This is a genomic window from Streptomyces sp. NPDC090445 (assembly GCF_044769385.1).
Classification (GTDB): domain Bacteria; phylum Actinomycetota; class Actinomycetes; order Streptomycetales; family Streptomycetaceae; genus Streptomyces.
On the sequence record NZ_JBIVXV010000024.1, the window covers coordinates 1 to 16,734 of the forward strand.

Consider the following 16,734-nt stretch of genomic DNA (forward strand, 5'->3'; position numbering starts at 1 on the left):
CAGCGCCGATGGTACTGCAGGGGGGACCCTGTGGGAGAGTAGGACGCCGCCGAACAATCATTGCGGGAAGCCCCGCACCAAACCCCTCTCGGGGGTTCGGTGCGGGGCTTTTCTGCGTTTCGGGACAGAAGCCGGCCGCCGACCTCACCACTCGGCGGGGTAGCTTTTCAGGCTGCCCGTGTCGAGAGTCCAGCGGCCGACGGTGACGGTGTCTCCGAACGCGTAGGGGACCTGCTTGCGGTAGCGGATTCCGTCGGGCCCCAGGGAGGGGTCGCTGTGCACGGTGACCGTCTTCTTGTCCTTGCGGGGGTCCACGACGACGTACAGCGGTACCCCCATCCTCGGGTAGTCGTGCAGCTTGTCGCGGATGTCGGTGAGGGAGTTCGTACGGGAGACGACTTCCACGACCATCAGCACATCGCGGGAGTTGATGACCTTCGCGGTGTCGTCCGCGTCCTCCTCCGCGATGACCATGAGGTCGGGGACCTTGGTGAGGCCGGTCTCGGGGTCGCCCATGGTCGTGTCGTTGAGGGCGATGGCCTCAGGAGTCTGCGCTTCGATCTGCCGGCGCAGCCGTACGACGTTGAGGCCGTGGGGAGCCGTGGGGCTCATCATCGTCAGGAAGATCTGCCCCTCGGTGGTCTGCACCTTCCACTGGTCTTCCTGGTGCTCGGCCAGTTCCGCGAGCTGCTCCGCGAAGTCGTGCAGTCGGCGCATCTGCTCGGGGGTGAGGTCGCCCATGTTCTCCTCCTGGTTGCTGCCCGACCAGCGTAGCCAGCCGGACAGCGGCATGTGCTCAACGTTGTCGCACGGGCGCACGGGCGCACGGGCGCTCGGGCGCACGGGCCACCGGCCGCTTCGCCGGCGCGGAAGAGCTGCCCGGGGTGGTCCAACCGGCCCTGTGAGATCTCTACCCACCGGTAGGGCCCGCGCCTACGCTGTGCCGCCATGACGGACGATCTGCGGTTGCGGCGCGGGCGCCGCGCGCTGGGGTTCAGCTTCTTCGCACAGGGCGTCACCTTCGCCCTCCTCGTGACGCGGATCCCCGCGATCCAGGACCGGTACGGGATATCCGACGGGCTGCTGCCCGTGTTCCTGGCCGCCGTGCCCGTCCTGGCCGGGGCCGCCAGCGTCGCCACCGAGCACCTCGTCCGGCGGGTCGGGGCCGCAGCCGTCCTGCGGTGGTCGCAGCCGCTGGTCCTGCTGGCCCTCCTCGGCGTCGGCGCGGGGAACTCCCTGTGGCAGGTCACCGCCGCCCTCGGGGCGTTCGGGCTGGCCGTGGGCGCGCTCGACGCGTCCATGAACATGCTCGGCGTCAGCCTCCAGCAGGCGTACGGCCGCAGCATCATGCTCGGCTTCCACGCGGCCTACAGCCTCGGCGGGATCCTCGGGGCGTCCGCCGCCTGGGCCGGGGCGCACTGGCACCTGGGGCTGTTCGCCTCCTACCTGCCCGCCGTGGCCGTACTGCTGCCGCTCGCCCTCGCCGGCAGCCGTTTCCACTTCACCGGGCAGGGCGGAGCCCCGCCCGCCGGGGAGCCGCACGACGTGCCGCAGCAGAAGGCCCGCGGGTTTCGGCCGCTGCTGCCGCTCTGCCTGGTGATGGCGTGCGCGTACATAGGGGACTCGACCGTCTCCAACTGGAGCGCCAAGTACCTCCAGGACGTCCTCGGCAGCTCCGAGCAGCTGGCCACCGTCCCCTACAACGTCTACATGGTCACCGCCCTGCTCGGCCGGGCCGTCGGTGACGCGGGTGTGCGCCGCTTCGGCGCGGCGGCCGTCGTACGGGCCGGGACGCTGCTCGCCGCGGGCGGGTTCGCCGTCGTCGCCTCCGCGCCCGGCCCGTGGGTGGGGATGGCCGGGTTCACGCTGCTCGGGCTCGGGCTGTGCGTGATCGTGCCGCAGACCTTCGCGGCCGCGGGCCGGTTGTTCCCAGGATCCTCCGACGCGGCCGTCGCCCGGCTGAACATCTTCAACTACGTGGGCTTCCTGATCGGTTCGCCGCTCGTCGGCGCGCTGGGCGATGCGTGGAGCCACCGGGGGGCGATGCTCGTGCCGGCGGCGTTGGTGCTGGTGACGCTTCTGCACGCCCGTTCGTTCGGCGCGGAAGGCGCCCGATACGGTGTCCCGCATGAGCAGCCGCGGGTTGTTGATGTGGGACGAGGCGGTCACGGGGTATGACTTCGGGCCGAGCCATCCGATGGATCCGGTGCGCCTGGCACTGACCATGGGCCTGGTACGGGCCTTCGGGCTGGACCGGGAGGCGGAGGTGCGGTCGGCGCCGGCGGCCGGCGACTCCACGCTGCGGCTCGTCCACCGGGAGGACTACGTCGCCGCCGTCCGCGCGGTGTCCGCCGACCCGGGCAGCGCCGACGGCTCGTACGGGCTCGGCACGGTCGACGATCCGGCCTTCCCCGGGATCCACGAGGCGTCCGCGCTGATCGCCGGCCAGTCGGTCGCGGCCGCGGAAGCGATCTGGCGCGGCGAGGCCGAGCACGCCGTGAACTTCGCGGGCGGGCTGCACCACGCGATGCCGGGCGGTGCCTCCGGGTTCTGCGTGTACAACGACCCGGCCCTCGCGATCGCGCGGCTGCTGGAGCTCGGCGCGGAGCGGGTCGCGTACGTGGACGTCGACGTGCACCACGGGGACGGGGTGCAGGAGGTGTTCTGGAACGACCCGCGCGTCCTGACCGTCTCCCTGCACGAGCACCCCGCCACCCTGTTCCCGCAGACCGGCTGGCCGCAGGAGACCGGCGGGCCGGCCGCCGAGGGCACCGCGGCGAACGTGGCCCTGCCCGCCGGGACCGGCGACGAGGGCTGGCTGCGCGCCTTCCACGCGACCGTGCCCGAGCTGCTGGCCGACTTCCGGCCGCAGGTCCTGGTGACCCAGCACGGCGCCGACACGCACTTCGAGGACCCGCTCGCACACCTCGCGGTGTCGCTGGACGCGCAGCGGGCCGTACAGGAGTCCTGCCACCGGCTCGCGCACGAGCACGCCGACGGGAAGTGGCTGGCGCTGGGCGGCGGCGGGTACGCGGTCGTCGACGTCGTCCCGCGGTCGTGGACCCACCTGGTGGGCATCGCGGCGCACCACCCCGTGGACCCGGAGTCGGCCGTGCCCGCGTCCTGGCGGGACGAGGTGTACGCGCGGACCCGGCAGCTGGCGCCGGGCCGGATGACCGACGGGCGGACGGTCGCCTGGCGGGACTGGACGGCGGGCTACGACCCGGCCGACCGGGTCGACCAGGCCGTCCTGGCCACCCGGCGGGCGGTGTTCCCCCTGCGCGGCATGCTCACGTAGCGGACCCCGCTCCGGGCGGGCCGGCGTATGCTGCCGCATCGTTACGCCAACGGTGGGGCCCTCGGCCGGAATCGAGGATCCGGCAGAGGTGTTGCGGCAGCATCGGAGCGTGTTGAGCACCGGCGCGCTGCGAGCGCATCTGCTGGCCGCCCGCCTGGCCGGGCCCGTCGCCACCTCCCGGGAGGAGAGCCTGCGCAGCTACCGGCTGTTCGCGGCCCGGGATCCGCGGGTGCTGCTGGGGCTGGACCCGGAACTCTGCTGGGGTGAGGGTGACCTGCTGAGGCTGATGGCGGAGAAGTGCGGGGTCTCGGCGGATCCCGCGCACGTCAGCGGGCCGGATGTGATCGATCCGGAGCGGACGCTCGCCGCGTTACAGGCCTTCGCGGAGCGGCTGCGGGCGGCGGCCGCGGCGCGGGCACCCGTGCTGTTCGGCACCGGTCACCCCCACCGTCTCCTGGGGTTCTACGCCAGTTTGGCGCGGGCCATGTCGGCGGCCGGCTGTGATGTCCTCACCCCGGCGCAGGGGGTGAGTGTCGACATGGCGACCCGGTTCGGCGTACGCACGCACCGCCTCGATTACGTACGGGGGGTCGCGCTGGTGCGAGAGCCCGGCGCGCGACCCCCTGCCAGTGCCACCGGCGCGCACACCCATTCACCACTGCCGGTTCGGATCGCGCTGGGCGCGCTCGCGGAGGACGGCGGGCCGCTGCCGGAATTGGTGGTCGGGGACCACGGGTGGGTCTGCGGTGCAGGTCAGCTGGGTGTGGAGGCGATCGGGCTGGCCGATACGGACGATCCGGCGCTGTTCGTCGGCGAGGCCGAGGGGCGCGTATCGGTCGCGGTTCCGCTTGATGATGCGGTGCGCGCGGACTACTACCGGCCGCTCACACGGTATCTACTGGACCGGGCGCGCCTGCCGGGCGCGCAGGAGTGGCCGTAGCTCCTCTTCCCCACTCGTATCACACGCCCCTACTCTGGGGAGTGAGCGTGCGACGACGAGGAGTAACCGGAGGGGAAGCCGGTGCCCGTCATGCGCGGAAGGTCAAGGTGTGTCATGGCTGCTGGCGAGAGGCCTCTCAGTGAGGTTCAGTTCCTGACCGTGGCGGAGGTCGCCTCGGTGATGCGAGTGTCGAAGATGACCGTGTACCGGCTGGTGCACAACGGTCATCTGCCCGCAATCCGGGTGGGCCGGTCCTTCCGGGTCCCCGAGAACGCGGTCCACGAGTACCTCCGAGAGTCCTATGTGGGGGTGGAGTCGGCCTGAGAGTGGGGCCCGCGACACCTTCGGGTCACTTTGTGGACGGCTCGGATTACAAGCTCCGAGCTTGGGCGGGTAGGCTAGGCCGACGTAGGTCGTGTGGGCCCAGACGCCCCGCACCGATCCCCGCGGGCGCGGGGATGTTCCGAGAAGTGAGCGAGGGTAGTCGTGGGCTCTGTTATCAAGAAGCGGCGTAAGCGGATGGCCAAGAAGAAGCACCGCAAGCTGCTCAAGCGCACCCGCGTTCAGCGTCGCAACAAGAAGTAAGCGGCAGCTGTACGTGTTCTCCGCAGCCCCTCCACCATTCTTGGGTGGAGGGGCTGTGGTGTAGCCGGGAACGGTCGGGGACGACGAGGGAGGCGCGGGGCTCGTGGGTAAGGTCGTGCTCGTGACGGGGGCTGCCCGGCAGTTGGGGGGCCGCTTCGTGCGGCGGATCCAGCGGGACCCCGAGGTCGAACGGGTGATTGCGGTCGATGCGGCCCCGCCGCCGCGCAGCCTGGGGTCGGCCGAGTTCGTCCGGATGGACATCAGGCAGGGCTCGATCGCCCGGGTCCTCGCCGAGCACGCCGTGGACACGGTGGTCCACCTCGCGGTCACCGGGGGCAGTGCCGGCACCGGCGGCATGGGCAGCGCCGTCAAGGAGACCAATGTCATCGGGACGCTGCAGCTGCTGGGCGCCTGTCAGAAGTCGCCGACGGTACGCCGTCTGGTGGTGAAGTCCAGCACCAGCGTGTACGGGGGCGCCCCGCGGGATCCGGCCGTTTTCTCGGAGGCCACGCAGCCCAAGACGCATCCGCCGGGCGGCTTCCCGAAGGACGCCGCGGAGGTCGAGTCGTACGTACGGGGCTTCGCGCGCCGCCGGCCCGACGTCGCGGTGTGCGTGCTGCGGTTCGCGAACATCCTGGGCCCGTACGCGGACTCCGCGCTCGCCGAGTACTTCTCCATGTCCGTCCTGCCGACCGTGTTCGGCTATGACCCGCGGCTGCAGTTCGTCCACGAGGAGGACGTGCTGGAGGTGCTGCGGATGGCGGCGCAGGAGTCCCGGCGCGGCACCCTCAACAGCGGCACGTTCAACATCGCCGGGGACGGTGTCCTGCTGCTGTCGCAGTGCGCGCGGCGGCTGGGCCGGCCGACGGTGCCGCTGGCGCTGCCCGCGGTGACGTGGGTGGGGGCGGCCCTGCGGGCGGTCGGCGTGACCGAGTTCTCGGCCGAGCAGATCAGACTTCTCACGTACGGGCGGGTCGTGGAGACCACGCAGATGCGGGAGGTGCTGGGATTCAAGCCCATGTACACGACCGCCGAGACCTTCGCCGACTTCGCGCGCAGCCGGGGGAACGGGCTGCTGCCGCCGGAGCGGGTGGGGCGGGCCGTCGACCGGGTCGCGGAGATGCTGAACGTCGGGGTTGCCGGCGCCGAAGAGGGAGCGCAGCGATAGTGGCGGACGCCAAGGTCATTCCGTTCGACGAGGACCGGCCGCGCCGGCGGATCCCCGGGACCCGGCGGGTCCGGGCGGTGCCCGCTCCGGCGCCCGCGCCGGAGGCGGCCGTGGCGGTCGCGCCGGCCGGGGAGCCCACCGGGGGCGCGCACGGGGCGGGCGGCGCGGGCGTCGGCCCGGCCGGGCCGGGACGGGACGGCGGGCGGCCGGCCTGGGACCGGCGTCTGGCGGGCGGGCTGGCGTTCCTGCGGCGGCGCATCACGGGGGAGTACGAGGTCGACGAGTTCGGCTACGACCGGGAGCTGACGGACCAGGTCCTGATGTCCCTGATGCGGCCCCTGTTCGACACGTACTTCCGCGTCGAGGTCCGGGGCGTCGAGAACATCCCGGCCGAGGGCGGCGCGCTGATCGTGGCGAACCATTCCGGGACGCTGCCGCTGGACGGGCTGATGATGCAGGTGGCGGTGCACGACCACCACCCGGCGCAGCGGCACCTGCGGCTGCTGGCGGCGGACCTGGTGTTCATGCTGCCCGTCGTCAACGAGCTGGCCCGCAAGGCCGGGCACACCCTGGCGTGCTCCGAGGACGCCCAGCGGCTGCTGGAGGCCGGGGAACTGGTCGGGGTCATGCCCGAGGGCTTCAAGGGGATAGGGAAGCCGTTCGGGGACCGGTACCGGCTCCAGCGGTTCGGGCGGGGCGGGTTCGTGTCGACGGCGCTGCGGGCCGGCACGCCGATCGTGCCGTGCTCGATCGTCGGGGCGGAGGAGATCTACCCGATGGTCGGCAACGCGAAGACCGTCGCGCGGCTGCTGGGGATTCCGTACTTCCCGATCACGCCGACGTTCCCGTGGCTCGGGCCGCTGGGGGCCGTGCCGCTGCCGACGAAGTGGACGATCCAGTTCGGGGAGCCGATCGCGACGGACGGCTATCCGCCGGAGGCGGCGGAGGACCCGATGCTGATGTTCAACCTCACGGACGAGGTGCGCGAGCAGATCCAGCACACCCTCTACAAGCTGCTGGTGCAGCGCAGATCCGTCTTCTTCTGAGGCCATCCGAGAGGTGAGGTCGTCCGGCATGGCGAGGTGCCCGGCCCCCGCGGGGGCCGGGCACCTCGCCATGTGGCGCCGGGCGTGCCCTAGCCGGCGTCCTCCGCCGTCAGGCCCAGGCCCGGGAGGAGGCCCGGGAGCAGGGGCGGCAGGGTGATCTCCGGGGGCGCCGCCTCCGGAGAGGACGACGGCGCGGCGGGAGTCTGGCCGGTCGGCGGCTTGAGCAGGTCGCCCGCACCGCCGAGGAGGCCGCCGCCCGGGGCCGGGGACGGCTTTCCGGAGGTGGGCGGTGCGGCCGGGGCCGGGGTGGCCGCGGGCGCGCTGGCCCCGGCCCCGGGCGCGGAGTGCTGCTGTCCGGCTCCGGCCGGGGCGCTCGGCTGCGGGGGCGTGCCGCCCGTGCCCCGGCTCGGCTCCGGGGGCTTGGGGAGCAGGCTCTGCAGCGGCGCCACGTCATCGTCTATGGCCTGGAACACCGACTCGACCTCGCCGCCCACGTCGGTGAGCTGGGCGGGGAGCTGATTGCGCAGCTTGCCCCACGCGTCGCGGTGCGAGCGCGAGAACGTAGACAGCGCCTGGATCGGGCCGAGCGAGCCGTCCCTCTCGTAGGCCGCCTGGAGCAGCCGGTGGCCCTCCGACGCGTCGTGCTTCATACCGGCGAGGGCGCGTCTGATGGCTCCCAGGGACTCGTGGTCGAGCGCGCCCGAGCGGCCGCGCTCCATGAGTCTGCGGGCCTCCGACAGCCGGTTGGACGCCTGGTCCAGGTAGAGCTCGCCCCGGTCGGCGTCCTCGTCGGCCATGCCGAGCTTCAGGTCCTCCATGCCCCGTTTGACGGGGTAGAGGGCATCACCGGGCAGGGCGTCCGTGCTGGCAGCGGCCACGCCGCTGAAGGCCCCCGCGGCCACACCCACGGTGAGGCCGCCTGCTGCGATGCCCTTGGACCAGCGGGAGCGGGGCCGCAGTTTCCGGAGCGGTGTCGCCCGGTGGGCGCCGCGGCCGGCCCGCTGTTCGGGCAGCTGAGGGTCCGAGGCGGCACCGCCTCCGGCCCTCTCCTCCATCACCATGGCCTCCATGGCGGCGACGAGCTGTGCTCGCTGCACCACTTTGACCTCGGGGTCCAGCACCGGGCGCGGCAGGTCGCCGAGCACGCTCGCCAGGTCCAACAAACGTTCGTGGTCGGCGGATTCGGCAGGTGCCTCGGACTGCTCGGCCGCCGGGTCCCGTTCGGAAAGGTCGAACGCTGGGGTCCGATCCTCCAGGGCCTGGGCGAAGGCGTTCGCCCGCCGGTGCGGAGTCACGTTCGCGATCACTGGCGGCACCTCCTCTCGTCATGACGATCGACTCCCCAAGGTGTCCGGAAGGTTGCCTGCCTTGAGCACGTCCACACTTTCGAGTGAGCGGCTTTCGGCAGGGCGTGTCCAAAGGGAGCCTGCATTCCGCACAACGAGCGGCGCGGCAGTTGGGTTACGGACGAAGGATGATCGGACCACAGCGTCATCGAGGGGTCACCGGTTGTGTGTCAGCGGGCGTCGTCGGGGAGCAGGCGGGCCAGCGTGCGCACCGCCCGGTACTGGAGGGTCTTGATGGCGCCTTCGTTCTTCCCCATCACCCGGGCGGTCTCGGCGACCGACAGGCCCTGGAGGAAGCGGAGGGTCACGCATTCCTGCTGCTGGGGGTTGAGTTTGCGGACGGCTTCCAGCAGGGCCGCGTTGGAGAGGGACTCCAGGACCGAATCCTCGGGGGACCGCTCCACCTCGTTGGCGTCCAGCATCTCGCCCGTGGTCACTTCGAGGCGGAAGCGGCTGGACTTGAAGTGGTCGGCGACCAGGTTGCGGGCGATGGTCACGAGCCAGGCGCCGAAGTCGCGGCCCTGCCAGGTGAAGGTGGAGATGCGGCGCAGCGCGCGCAGGAAGGTCTCGCTGGTGAGGTCCTCCGCGGTCGCCTTGCCGCCGACGCGGTAGTAGATGTAGCGGTAGACCGTGTCGCTGTACTGGTCGTAGAGCCGCCCGAACGCCTCGGCCTCGCCGGCCTGGGCGCGCTCGACCAGGTCCATCATGCGGGCCTGGTCGCTGTCCGCGGTGGGGCGGCGCGCGGCCGGTGCGCCCGTGCCGGTCGCGGTGGCGCCGCCCGTGCGACCGCGTCTGCCCACCGTCGCTCCGCCGTCGGCCAGGGCATAGCAAGGACCGGCCGGGCCGAGGCCGGCGGCGAAGGAGGGGACGGCGTACGCGGTGGGGACGAAGCCGCGCAGGTGGCCGAGGACCGTTGCGCGCAGCGTAGCCAGGCCCGAGGCGTCAACCCCGACAGGTGGGTACACGGGACTCCCAGAGGCAGAGCTTCCATCACGTGCAGTGCGAGGCCGTTCACCCGTCGTGGCGACAGATGGGCGGCGGCATGCGTCTGAGGAGAATAACGCTTCGTACAGGCGGCGCTACACCCAGTTGCTCAAATCATCGATTCCGACACTTCTGTTGCATGTCGAAGGCGTTTTCGGTCGCAATTCGTGATCGGTTGCCGATCACTTCGCGACTCGGAATGGGCGGTTCCGCGTTGGCTCGCGACCGAGTCGCGCATGCGTGCGTGCCCTCCCGCGGGCGCGGGTAAGGGTGAGGGAATGTCCGCCGGGCGGCGGACGGGGAACCGCCCGGCGCGCGGCCGGGCGGCCCCGGCCTGCTCCGGTGCAGGCGGCGGCCCGAACGCGGGGCCGTTCCGGGCTACTTGCGGCGGCGGTGCAGGGCGATGGCGGCGGCCGCGCCGCCCGCGATCGCGCCGACCCCGGCGGCCGCCGGGACGCCGACCTTCACGGCCTTGCGGCCGGTCCGATAGTCGCGCAGCCGCCAGTCGTGCTCCTGGGCATGCTTGCGCAGTTTTGTGTCCGGATTGATCGCGTACGGATGTCCGACCAGTGACAGCATGGGGATGTCGTTGTGCGAATCGGAGTACGCCGCGCAGCGTTCGAGGTCGAGTTCTTCGGCCGTGGCCAGCGCGCGGACCGCCTCCGCCTTCGCCGGGCCGTGCAGGGGCTCGCCGACGAGGCGGCCGGTGTACACGCCGTCGACGGACTCGGCGACCGTGCCCAGTGCGCCCGTCAGGCCGAGCCGGCGGGCGATGATCGTGGCCGTCTCCACCGGGGCGGCCGTGACGAGCCAGACCTTCTGGCCGGCGTCGAGGTGGGCCTGGGCGAGGGCACGGGTGCCCGGCCAGATCCGCTCGGCCATGTACTCGTCGTAGATCTCCTCGCCGATCGCCATGAGCTCGCTGACCCGGTGGCCCTTGACGATGGACAGGGCGCTGTCGCGGGCGTCCTGCATGTGGTCGGGGTCCTCGACCCCGGCGAGCCGGAACCAGGCCTGCTGCCAGGCGAAGCGGGCCAGCTCGCGGCGGCGGAAGAACTCCCGCTTGTACAGGCCGCGGCCGAAGTGGAAGATCGCGGCGCCCTGCATGACGGTGTTGTCGAGGTCGAAGAAGGCCGCGGCGAGGGCGTCGCCCGCGACCGGGAACGCGGGCTCGGGGGCCTGTGGCGCCTCTTCCTCCGCGGCGACGGGGCCGGGTGCGGCCTCCGCTTCGAGGACCTGTGCGGTCTTGCGGGCGGCCTCGGCCGAGGCCTCGCCTGCCAGCACGCTCCGCGCGGTGGCGGAGCGCCTACGGGGGGTGAGCCATCCAGGAGCGGCCATGACGCGAGCATAGCCATTGTGTTCGGGAGTTCCCGAACCGCGGCGGTGCCGGGCGCGTGAACTCTTCGGTGCCGGGGTGTGACGGACGGGCGCGCGAGAATGGGGCGCATGAGCCCTTTGCTGCGCCGTAAGGAAAAGAAGAGTCCCGCCGAGCGGATGGTCACCCTCGTCGGGAAGCCCGGGTGCCACCTCTGCGACGACGCCGAGGCGGTCGTCGGGCAGGTGTGCGCCGAGGTCGGGGCGCCGTGGGAGAAGAAGGACATCACGCAGGACGAGGAGCTCTACCGGCGGCACTGGGAGCAGATCCCGGTGGTGCTCATCGACGGCGAACAGCACACCTTCTGGAGGGTGAACCCGGACCGGCTGCGCCGGGCGTTGCAGGGCTGACCGCTCGGCCGGTTACCATCATGGGCGATTTGTGGGGTCTCGGGGGCGTATTCATGAGGAGTGTGTACCGTTTTGCCCCCGACGGGATGTGAACGGGTTCGGTACGTTGTGGACCCTCATCCCCTGTGTCCAGGTCGCGTGACCCCGGTCACTTTGGACGGACAAAGCGGACACAATCTTTGTGCACGCGTTCACAAAGACATAGCCTGCTGTCGACGGGGCGGTCCAGGGACGAGTGACCGCCTTCAGCCCCGCTCATCCCGCAGGAGCATCGTGGCAACTGGCCGAACTCACCGACCGGCGACCCGCAGCCGAGGTATCCCCGAGGCCACCGTCGCCCGGCTTCCGCTGTACCTGCGCGCCCTCACCGCGCTCTCCGAGCGCTCGGTGCCCACCGTGTCCTCCGAAGAGCTGGCGGCAGCCGCCGGAGTCAACTCCGCCAAGCTCCGCAAGGACTTCTCCTACCTGGGCTCCTACGGCACCCGCGGCGTCGGCTACGACGTCGAGTACCTCGTCTACCAGATCTCCCGCGAGCTCGGCCTGACCCAGGACTGGCCCGTCGTCATCGTCGGCATCGGCAACCTCGGCGCGGCCCTCGCCAACTACGGCGGCTTCGCCTCCCGAGGCTTCCGGGTCGCCGCCCTCATCGACGCGGACCCGGCCATGGCCGGCAAGCCGGTCGCCGGCATGCCCGTCCAGCACACGGACGACCTGGAGAAGATCATCCGGGAGAACGGCGTCTCCATCGGCGTCATCGCGACCCCGGCCGGAGCCGCCCAGCAGGTCAGCGAGCGCCTGATCGCCGCCGGCGTCACCTCCATCCTGAACTTCGCGCCGACCGTGCTCTCCGTGCCGGACGGCGTCGACGTGCGCAAGGTCGACCTGTCGATCGAGCTGCAGATCCTGGCCTTCCACGAGCAGCGCAAGGCCGGCGAGGAGCCCGGCACCGGCGCGGCCGCCGGCCCGGGCACCGTCCCGGCCGGCCCCGCCGCCGGCACGGCCGCCGCCGGCACGGCCGCCGCCGGCACGGCCGCCGCCGGCACGGCCGCCGCCGGCCAGGCGCCTCAGGCCGCCGCGTCCCCCGCCTCCGGCACCCGCAAGGGCGGCCCCGACGGCGACGTCCCGGCGGTGATGCCGGCATGAGTCTGCTCGTCGTAGGCCTGAGCCACCGCAGCGCGCCCGTCAGCGTCCTGGAGCGCGCCGCGCTGTCCGCCGACGCCAAGGTGAAGCTGCTGCACGACACCGTCGCCGCCGAGCCCGCGGCGGAGGCGACCGTCCTCGCCACCTGCAACCGCATCGAGCTGTACGCGGACGTCGACAAGTTCCACGCCGGCGTCGCCGAGCTGTCCACGCTGCTGGCCCAGCACAGCGGGGTCGCCCTGGAGGAGCTCACCCCGTACCTGTACGTCCACTACGAGGACCGCGCCGTCCACCACCTCTTCTCGGTGGCCTGCGGCCTGGACTCGATGGTGGTCGGCGAGGGTCAGATCCTCGGCCAGATCAAGGACGCCCTGGCCCTGGGCCAGGAGCTCCACACGGCCGGCCGCCTCGTCAACGACCTCTTCCAGCAGGCGCTGCGGGTCGGCAAGCGGGCCCACTCCGAGACCGGCATCGACCGGGCCGGGCAGTCGCTCGTCACCTTCGGGCTGGAGCAGCTGACCGCCGGACGCGAGACCGTCGAGGCGTGGGCCGCCGGCAAGCGCGCCCTCGTGATCGGCGCCGGCTCGATGTCCTCGCTGGCCGCCGCCACCCTCGCCAGGGTGGGCGTCGCCGAGATCGTCGTCGCCAACAGGACCGCGGAGCGCGCGGACCGTTTGGCCGAGATTCTGGTTGCCTCAGGCACTGGGGTGGCTGCCCGGGCCGTGCCCATGGCCGGCGTCACCGCCGAACTGACACGAGTCGACGTCGTCGTCTCCTGCACCGGCGCCACCGGACTCGTCCTGACCGGCGAGGACATCGCCACCGCCATCGCGGACGGCGGCCCGGCCGGCCTCCTCCCCGGACAGGCCGCCCCGGCACCGGCGGCACGGCCCGCCACCGCCGAGATCGCTGCCGCCGCCGAGCCGCCCGTCGCCGGGCTCGACCCGGAGGTCGTCGCCCGCCTCGCCGCCGTCGCCGCCGCCGGAGGCCGCCTCGCCGACGCCGGAGGCGCCCGCACCATCACCGCCGCCGGCGCCACCGGCCCCGGTACGGACCGCGACGGCTGCCCCGTCGACGCCCCGGCCCCCGCCGGCCGCGCCGCGCTCACCGGAGTCGACGCCAACGCCCTGGAGCTCCACGGCACCTGGGCCGACCAGGGCGAGGCCGCCGCCCAGCGGCAGCCCCGCCGCGGCACCCGCAGCCACGCCGACGGCGCCCCCGTCCGGCTGGCCCTGCTCGACCTGGCCATGCCCCGCGACATCGACGCCGCCGTGCACCGCATCCCCGGCGTCCGCCTGGTCGACATCGAATCCCTCGCGGAGGCCGCCGCCGACGCGCCGATGGCCGCCGACGTCGACGCCGTCCGCGGCATCGTCGCCGACGAGGTCGCCGCGTTCGGCGCCGCCCAGCGCGCCGCGCACATCACCCCGACCGTCGTCGCCCTGCGCGCGATGGCCGCCGAGGTCGTGGCCATGGAGGTCGCGCGCCTCGACGGGCGCCTGCCCGAGCTCGACGAACGGCAGCGGGCCGAGGTCACCCAGACCGTCCGCCGCGTCGTCGACAAGCTCCTGCACGCGCCGACCGTGCGCGTCAAACAGCTTGCCAGCGAGCCCGGCGGCGCCGGGTACGCCGAAGCCCTGCGCGAACTCTTCGACCTCGACCCGCAGACGGTGGCCTCCGTCAGCCGGGCCGACGCGGCCGGCACTCCCGGCGCGACCGCCGCAGCAGGCACGGCCGGCACGGCAGACCAGAACCACGACTCAGGACGGGCATCATGAATTCACGTTCCGACCAGCCCCTCCGGCTCGGCACGCGGCGCAGCAAGCTGGCCATGTCCCAGTCCGGCCACGTCGCCGACGCCGTACGGGAGATCACCGGCCGCCCCGTCGAGCTCGTGGAGATCACCACCTACGGCGACGTGTCCCGCGAGCACCTCGCGCAGATCGGCGGCACCGGCGTCTTCGTCACCGCCCTGCGCGACGCCCTGCTGCGCGGCGAGGTCGACTTCGCCGTCCACTCGCTGAAGGACCTGCCGACCGCCCAGCCCGAAGACCTCGTCATCGCGGCCATGCCGCTGCGCGAGGACCCGCGCGACGCGCTCGTCGCCCGCGACGGCCTGACCTTCGAGCAGCTGCCCGACGGCGCCCGCATCGGCACCGGTTCGCCGCGCCGCACCGCGCAGCTCAACCACCACGCGCGTGCCCTCGGCAAGCGCATCGAGACCGTCGCCATTCGGGGGAATGTCGACACCCGTATCGGCTACGTCCGCGACGGAGAGCTCGACGCCGTCGTGCTCGCCGCCGCAGGCCTCAACCGGATCGGCCGCAGCGCCGAAGTGACCGAGTACCTGCCGGTCGACAGTGTGCTGCCCGCCCCCGGCCAGGGCGCCCTGGCCGTGGAGTGCCTCGCGTCCGACGCGGACCTCATCGCGGCCCTCGGCCGGCTCGACGACCCGCACACCCGGGCCGCCGTGACCGCCGAGCGGTCCCTGCTCGCCGCCCTCGAAGCCGGCTGCAGCGCCCCCGTGGGCGCGTACGCAGACCTTCCGGCCGACGGGGAGATTGTCAATGAAATGCGCCTGCGCGGCGTCGTCGGCACCCTCGACGGCGCAACGCTCGTGCAGCTGTCCACCACCGGTCCCGTGCCCCAGTCGTATGACGAAGCCATGGCGCTCGGCCGCGAACTCGCGGACGAGATGCTGGCGAAGGGCGCGGCCGGTCTGATGGGGGAGCGATCCCTTTGAACCCCTCACGTCCGACCACCTCCGCTCTTCCGGTCGCCGCCGCAGACCACGGGCACGTCACGTTCCTCGGCGCCGGCCCCGGCGACCCGGGTCTGCTGACGCTGCGCGCCGTCGAGGCGCTCGCCTCCGCCGACGTGCTGATCGCGGAGCCCGAGGTGCTCGAGGTCGTCCGCACGCACGCGCGCGCCGGAGTGGACACGCCACAGCTGACGATCGCTGACGAGGCGTCAGCAGCCGCCGGTGTACCGGTGATCCGGGACGCGGCCAATCTTGTCATGGAGGCAGCGCGCTCCGGCAGGCGGGTCGTGCGTGCCGTCACAGGCGACCCCGGACTCGACGGCAACGCCGCCTCCGAGATGCTCGCCTGCGCCACCGACGGCATCCCCTTCGAGGTGGTGCCCGGTGTCGCGACCGCCGTCGGCGTGCCCGCCTACGCGGGTGTGCCGCTGCGCGGTGAGAAGGGCGCCGACGTGCGGTTCGTGGACGCCCGCAACGCCTCCGCGCGCTGCTGGAGCGAGGTCGGCGCCAGCGCCGGCACCGTCGTCGTCTCCGCGACGCTGGAGACCGTGCCCGCCGCCTGCGCCGAGCTGGTCTCCGCCGGGCGCGGGGCCGACACCCCGCTGACCGTGACCGTCGCCGGCACGACGACCCGGCAGCGGACGTGGAACGCCACCCTCGGCACGATCGCCCAGGTGTTCAAGCAGGGCAAGATCCTTCCCTCGCCCGAGGGCGGCCGCCCCGTGATAGCCGTGGTCGGTGAGCCCGGCGCCGCCGCGCGGCGCGAGGAGCTGGCCTGGTTCGAGTCGAAGCCGCTGTTCGGCTGGCGGGTGCTCGTACCGCGCACCAAGGAGCAGGCCGCTTCGCTCTCCGACCAGCTGCGTTCGTACGGCGCGGTCCCGCACGAGGTGCCGACCATCGCCGTGGAGCCGCCGCGCACCCCGCAGCAGATGGAGCGCGCGGTCAAGGGCCTGGTGACGGGCCGCTACGAGTGGATCGCCTTCACCTCGGTCAACGCGGTCAAGGCGGTACGCGAGAAGTTCGAGGAGTACGGCCTCGACGCCCGCGCCTTCGCGGGCATCAAGGTCGCCGCGGTCGGCGAGCAGACCGCCGCCGCGCTGGTCGAGTTCGGCGTCAAGCCGGACCTCGTGCCGAGCGGGGAGCAGTCCGCGGCCGGGCTGCTGGAGGACTGGCCGCCGTACGACCCGGTCTTCGACCCCATCGACCGCGTCTTCCTGCCGCGCGCCGACATCGCCACGGAGACCCTGGTCGCGGGCCTGATAGAGCTCGGGTGGGAGGTCGACGACGTCACCGCCTACCGGACCGTACGGGCCTCGCCGCCGCCGGCGGACACCCGCGAGGCGATCAAGGGCGGCGGCTTCGACGCCGTTCTCTTCACGTCCAGCTCGACCGTCCGCAACCTGGTCGGCATCGCGGGCAAGCCGCACAACGTGACCGTGATCGCCTGCATCGGCCCGGCGACGGCGAAGACCGCCGAGGAGCACGGGCTCCGCGTCGACGTCCTGTCGCCGGAGCCGAGCGTCAGCAAGCTGGCGGAGGCCCTCGCCGAGTACGGCGCGGCCCGCCGCGAAGCGGCCCGGGCGGCCGGGGAGACCGTGTCCCGGCCGAGCGAGCGCCGCCCCGGCGCCCGCAGGCGACGCACCACCTGACGGACTGCAGGCTGCGGACTGCGGCCGGCCGAGGGCCCGGGGGCTTCGTCCCCCGGGCCCTTTGCCGTACGTACGTACCCGGCGGGGCCGGG

16 protein-coding genes are annotated in these 16,734 nt (G+C 72.8%); 12 read left to right on the forward strand and 4 right to left on the reverse strand.

Annotation, left to right across the window (positions count from 1 at the left end):
* Nucleotides 1–144: 144 nt before the first annotated feature.
* Nucleotides 145–792, reverse strand: a complete 648-nt coding sequence (locus tag ACIQUT_RS31160; protein WP_403567783.1) for a Uma2 family endonuclease — start codon at nt 790–792, stop codon at nt 145–147.
* A gap of 156 nt (nt 793–948) precedes the next feature.
* On the opposite strand from ACIQUT_RS31160, the gene ACIQUT_RS31165 reads away from it, so the two are divergent.
* The 7 genes from ACIQUT_RS31165 to ACIQUT_RS31195 all read left to right on the forward strand — a co-directional run bounded on the left by ACIQUT_RS31165 (nt 949) and on the right by ACIQUT_RS31195 (nt 7,037).
* On the forward strand, nt 949–2,178 hold the full coding sequence (locus tag ACIQUT_RS31165; RefSeq protein WP_403567785.1) for an MFS transporter: 1,230 nt from the start codon (nt 949–951) through the stop codon (nt 2,176–2,178).
* On the forward strand, nt 2,129–3,298 hold the full coding sequence (locus ACIQUT_RS31170) for an acetoin utilization protein AcuC (RefSeq protein ID WP_403567786.1): 1,170 nt from the start codon (nt 2,129–2,131) through the stop codon (nt 3,296–3,298). Before ACIQUT_RS31165 ends, ACIQUT_RS31170 begins: the two co-directional genes overlap by 50 nt.
* Nucleotides 3,299–3,407: 109 nt before the next feature.
* Nucleotides 3,408–4,238, forward strand: coding sequence for a phosphatase (locus ACIQUT_RS31175; protein WP_403567788.1), 831 nt, complete (start codon nt 3,408–3,410; stop codon nt 4,236–4,238).
* Between the two features lie 114 nt (nt 4,239–4,352).
* Nucleotides 4,353–4,562 (forward strand): helix-turn-helix domain-containing protein, encoded by a 210-nt coding sequence (locus ACIQUT_RS31180; protein ID WP_008738568.1) that lies wholly within the window; start codon nt 4,353–4,355, stop codon nt 4,560–4,562.
* A 162-nt stretch (nt 4,563–4,724) separates the two neighbouring features.
* Entirely contained in the window at nt 4,725–4,823 is a 99-nt protein-coding gene (locus tag ACIQUT_RS31185) for a 30S ribosomal protein bS22 (RefSeq protein ID WP_003948845.1), read from the forward strand.
* A 103-nt stretch (nt 4,824–4,926) separates the two neighbouring features.
* Entirely contained in the window at nt 4,927–5,991 is a 1,065-nt protein-coding gene (locus tag ACIQUT_RS31190) for an NAD-dependent epimerase/dehydratase family protein (protein ID WP_403567790.1), read from the forward strand.
* On the forward strand, nt 5,991–7,037 hold the full coding sequence (locus ACIQUT_RS31195) for a lysophospholipid acyltransferase family protein (protein WP_403567792.1): 1,047 nt from the start codon (nt 5,991–5,993) through the stop codon (nt 7,035–7,037). The genes ACIQUT_RS31190 and ACIQUT_RS31195 overlap by 1 nt, the downstream gene beginning before the upstream one ends.
* An 89-nt stretch (nt 7,038–7,126) precedes the next feature.
* On the opposite strand, the gene ACIQUT_RS31200 is transcribed toward ACIQUT_RS31195, so the two are convergent.
* From ACIQUT_RS31200 to ACIQUT_RS31210, 3 genes are all read right to left on the reverse strand, one after another.
* Complete coding sequence (locus ACIQUT_RS31200) at nt 7,127–8,344, reverse strand: DUF5667 domain-containing protein (RefSeq protein ID WP_403567794.1); 1,218 nt, start codon at nt 8,342–8,344, stop codon at nt 7,127–7,129.
* 209 nt (nt 8,345–8,553) lie between these two features.
* A complete protein-coding gene (locus tag ACIQUT_RS31205; RefSeq protein ID WP_403567795.1) occupies nt 8,554–9,348 on the reverse strand; it encodes an ECF subfamily RNA polymerase sigma factor, BldN family in 795 nt (264 codons plus the stop codon).
* A gap of 397 nt (nt 9,349–9,745) precedes the next feature.
* A complete protein-coding gene (locus ACIQUT_RS31210) occupies nt 9,746–10,705 on the reverse strand; it encodes an HAD family hydrolase (protein ID WP_403567797.1) in 960 nt (319 codons plus the stop codon).
* Nucleotides 10,706–10,804: 99 nt separating this feature from the next.
* On the opposite strand from ACIQUT_RS31210, the gene ACIQUT_RS31215 reads away from it, so the two are divergent.
* From ACIQUT_RS31215 to ACIQUT_RS31235, 5 genes are all read left to right on the forward strand, one after another.
* Entirely contained in the window at nt 10,805–11,092 is a 288-nt protein-coding gene (locus ACIQUT_RS31215; protein WP_403567799.1) for a glutaredoxin family protein, read from the forward strand.
* A gap of 273 nt (nt 11,093–11,365) precedes the next feature.
* On the forward strand, nt 11,366–12,235 hold the full coding sequence (locus ACIQUT_RS31220) for a redox-sensing transcriptional repressor Rex (protein WP_403567801.1): 870 nt from the start codon (nt 11,366–11,368) through the stop codon (nt 12,233–12,235).
* Entirely contained in the window at nt 12,232–14,010 is a 1,779-nt protein-coding gene (locus ACIQUT_RS31225; protein WP_403567803.1) for a glutamyl-tRNA reductase, read from the forward strand. Before ACIQUT_RS31220 ends, ACIQUT_RS31225 begins: the two co-directional genes overlap by 4 nt.
* Nucleotides 14,007–14,975, forward strand: coding sequence for a hydroxymethylbilane synthase (hemC, locus tag ACIQUT_RS31230; protein WP_403567805.1), 969 nt, complete (start codon nt 14,007–14,009; stop codon nt 14,973–14,975). The genes ACIQUT_RS31225 and hemC overlap by 4 nt, the downstream gene beginning before the upstream one ends.
* Nucleotides 14,972–16,642, forward strand: coding sequence for a uroporphyrinogen-III synthase (locus ACIQUT_RS31235; protein ID WP_403567807.1), 1,671 nt, complete (start codon nt 14,972–14,974; stop codon nt 16,640–16,642). Before hemC ends, ACIQUT_RS31235 begins: the two co-directional genes overlap by 4 nt.
* Nucleotides 16,643–16,734: the final 92 nt, after the last annotated feature.

Bases quoted from the DNA above. Each gene is read 5' to 3' on its own strand.
- ACIQUT_RS31170 (WP_403567786.1), top strand. From the start codon at position 2,129: ATGAGCAGCCGCGGGTTGTTGATGTGGGACGAGGCGGTCACGGGGTAT.
- ACIQUT_RS31165 (WP_403567785.1), top strand. From the start codon at position 949: ATGACGGACGATCTGCGGTTGCGGCGCGGGCGCCGCGCGCTGGGGTTC.
- ACIQUT_RS31210 (WP_403567797.1), bottom strand. From the start codon at position 10,705: ATGGCCGCTCCTGGATGGCTCACCCCCCGTAGGCGCTCCGCCACCGCG.
- ACIQUT_RS31180 (WP_008738568.1), top strand. From the start codon at position 4,353: ATGGCTGCTGGCGAGAGGCCTCTCAGTGAGGTTCAGTTCCTGACCGTG.
- ACIQUT_RS31160 (WP_403567783.1), bottom strand. From the start codon at position 792: ATGCCGCTGTCCGGCTGGCTACGCTGGTCGGGCAGCAACCAGGAGGAG.
- ACIQUT_RS31215 (WP_403567799.1), top strand. From the start codon at position 10,805: ATGGGGCGCATGAGCCCTTTGCTGCGCCGTAAGGAAAAGAAGAGTCCC.
- hemC (WP_403567805.1), top strand. From the start codon at position 14,007: ATGAATTCACGTTCCGACCAGCCCCTCCGGCTCGGCACGCGGCGCAGC.
- ACIQUT_RS31225 (WP_403567803.1), top strand. From the start codon at position 12,232: ATGAGTCTGCTCGTCGTAGGCCTGAGCCACCGCAGCGCGCCCGTCAGC.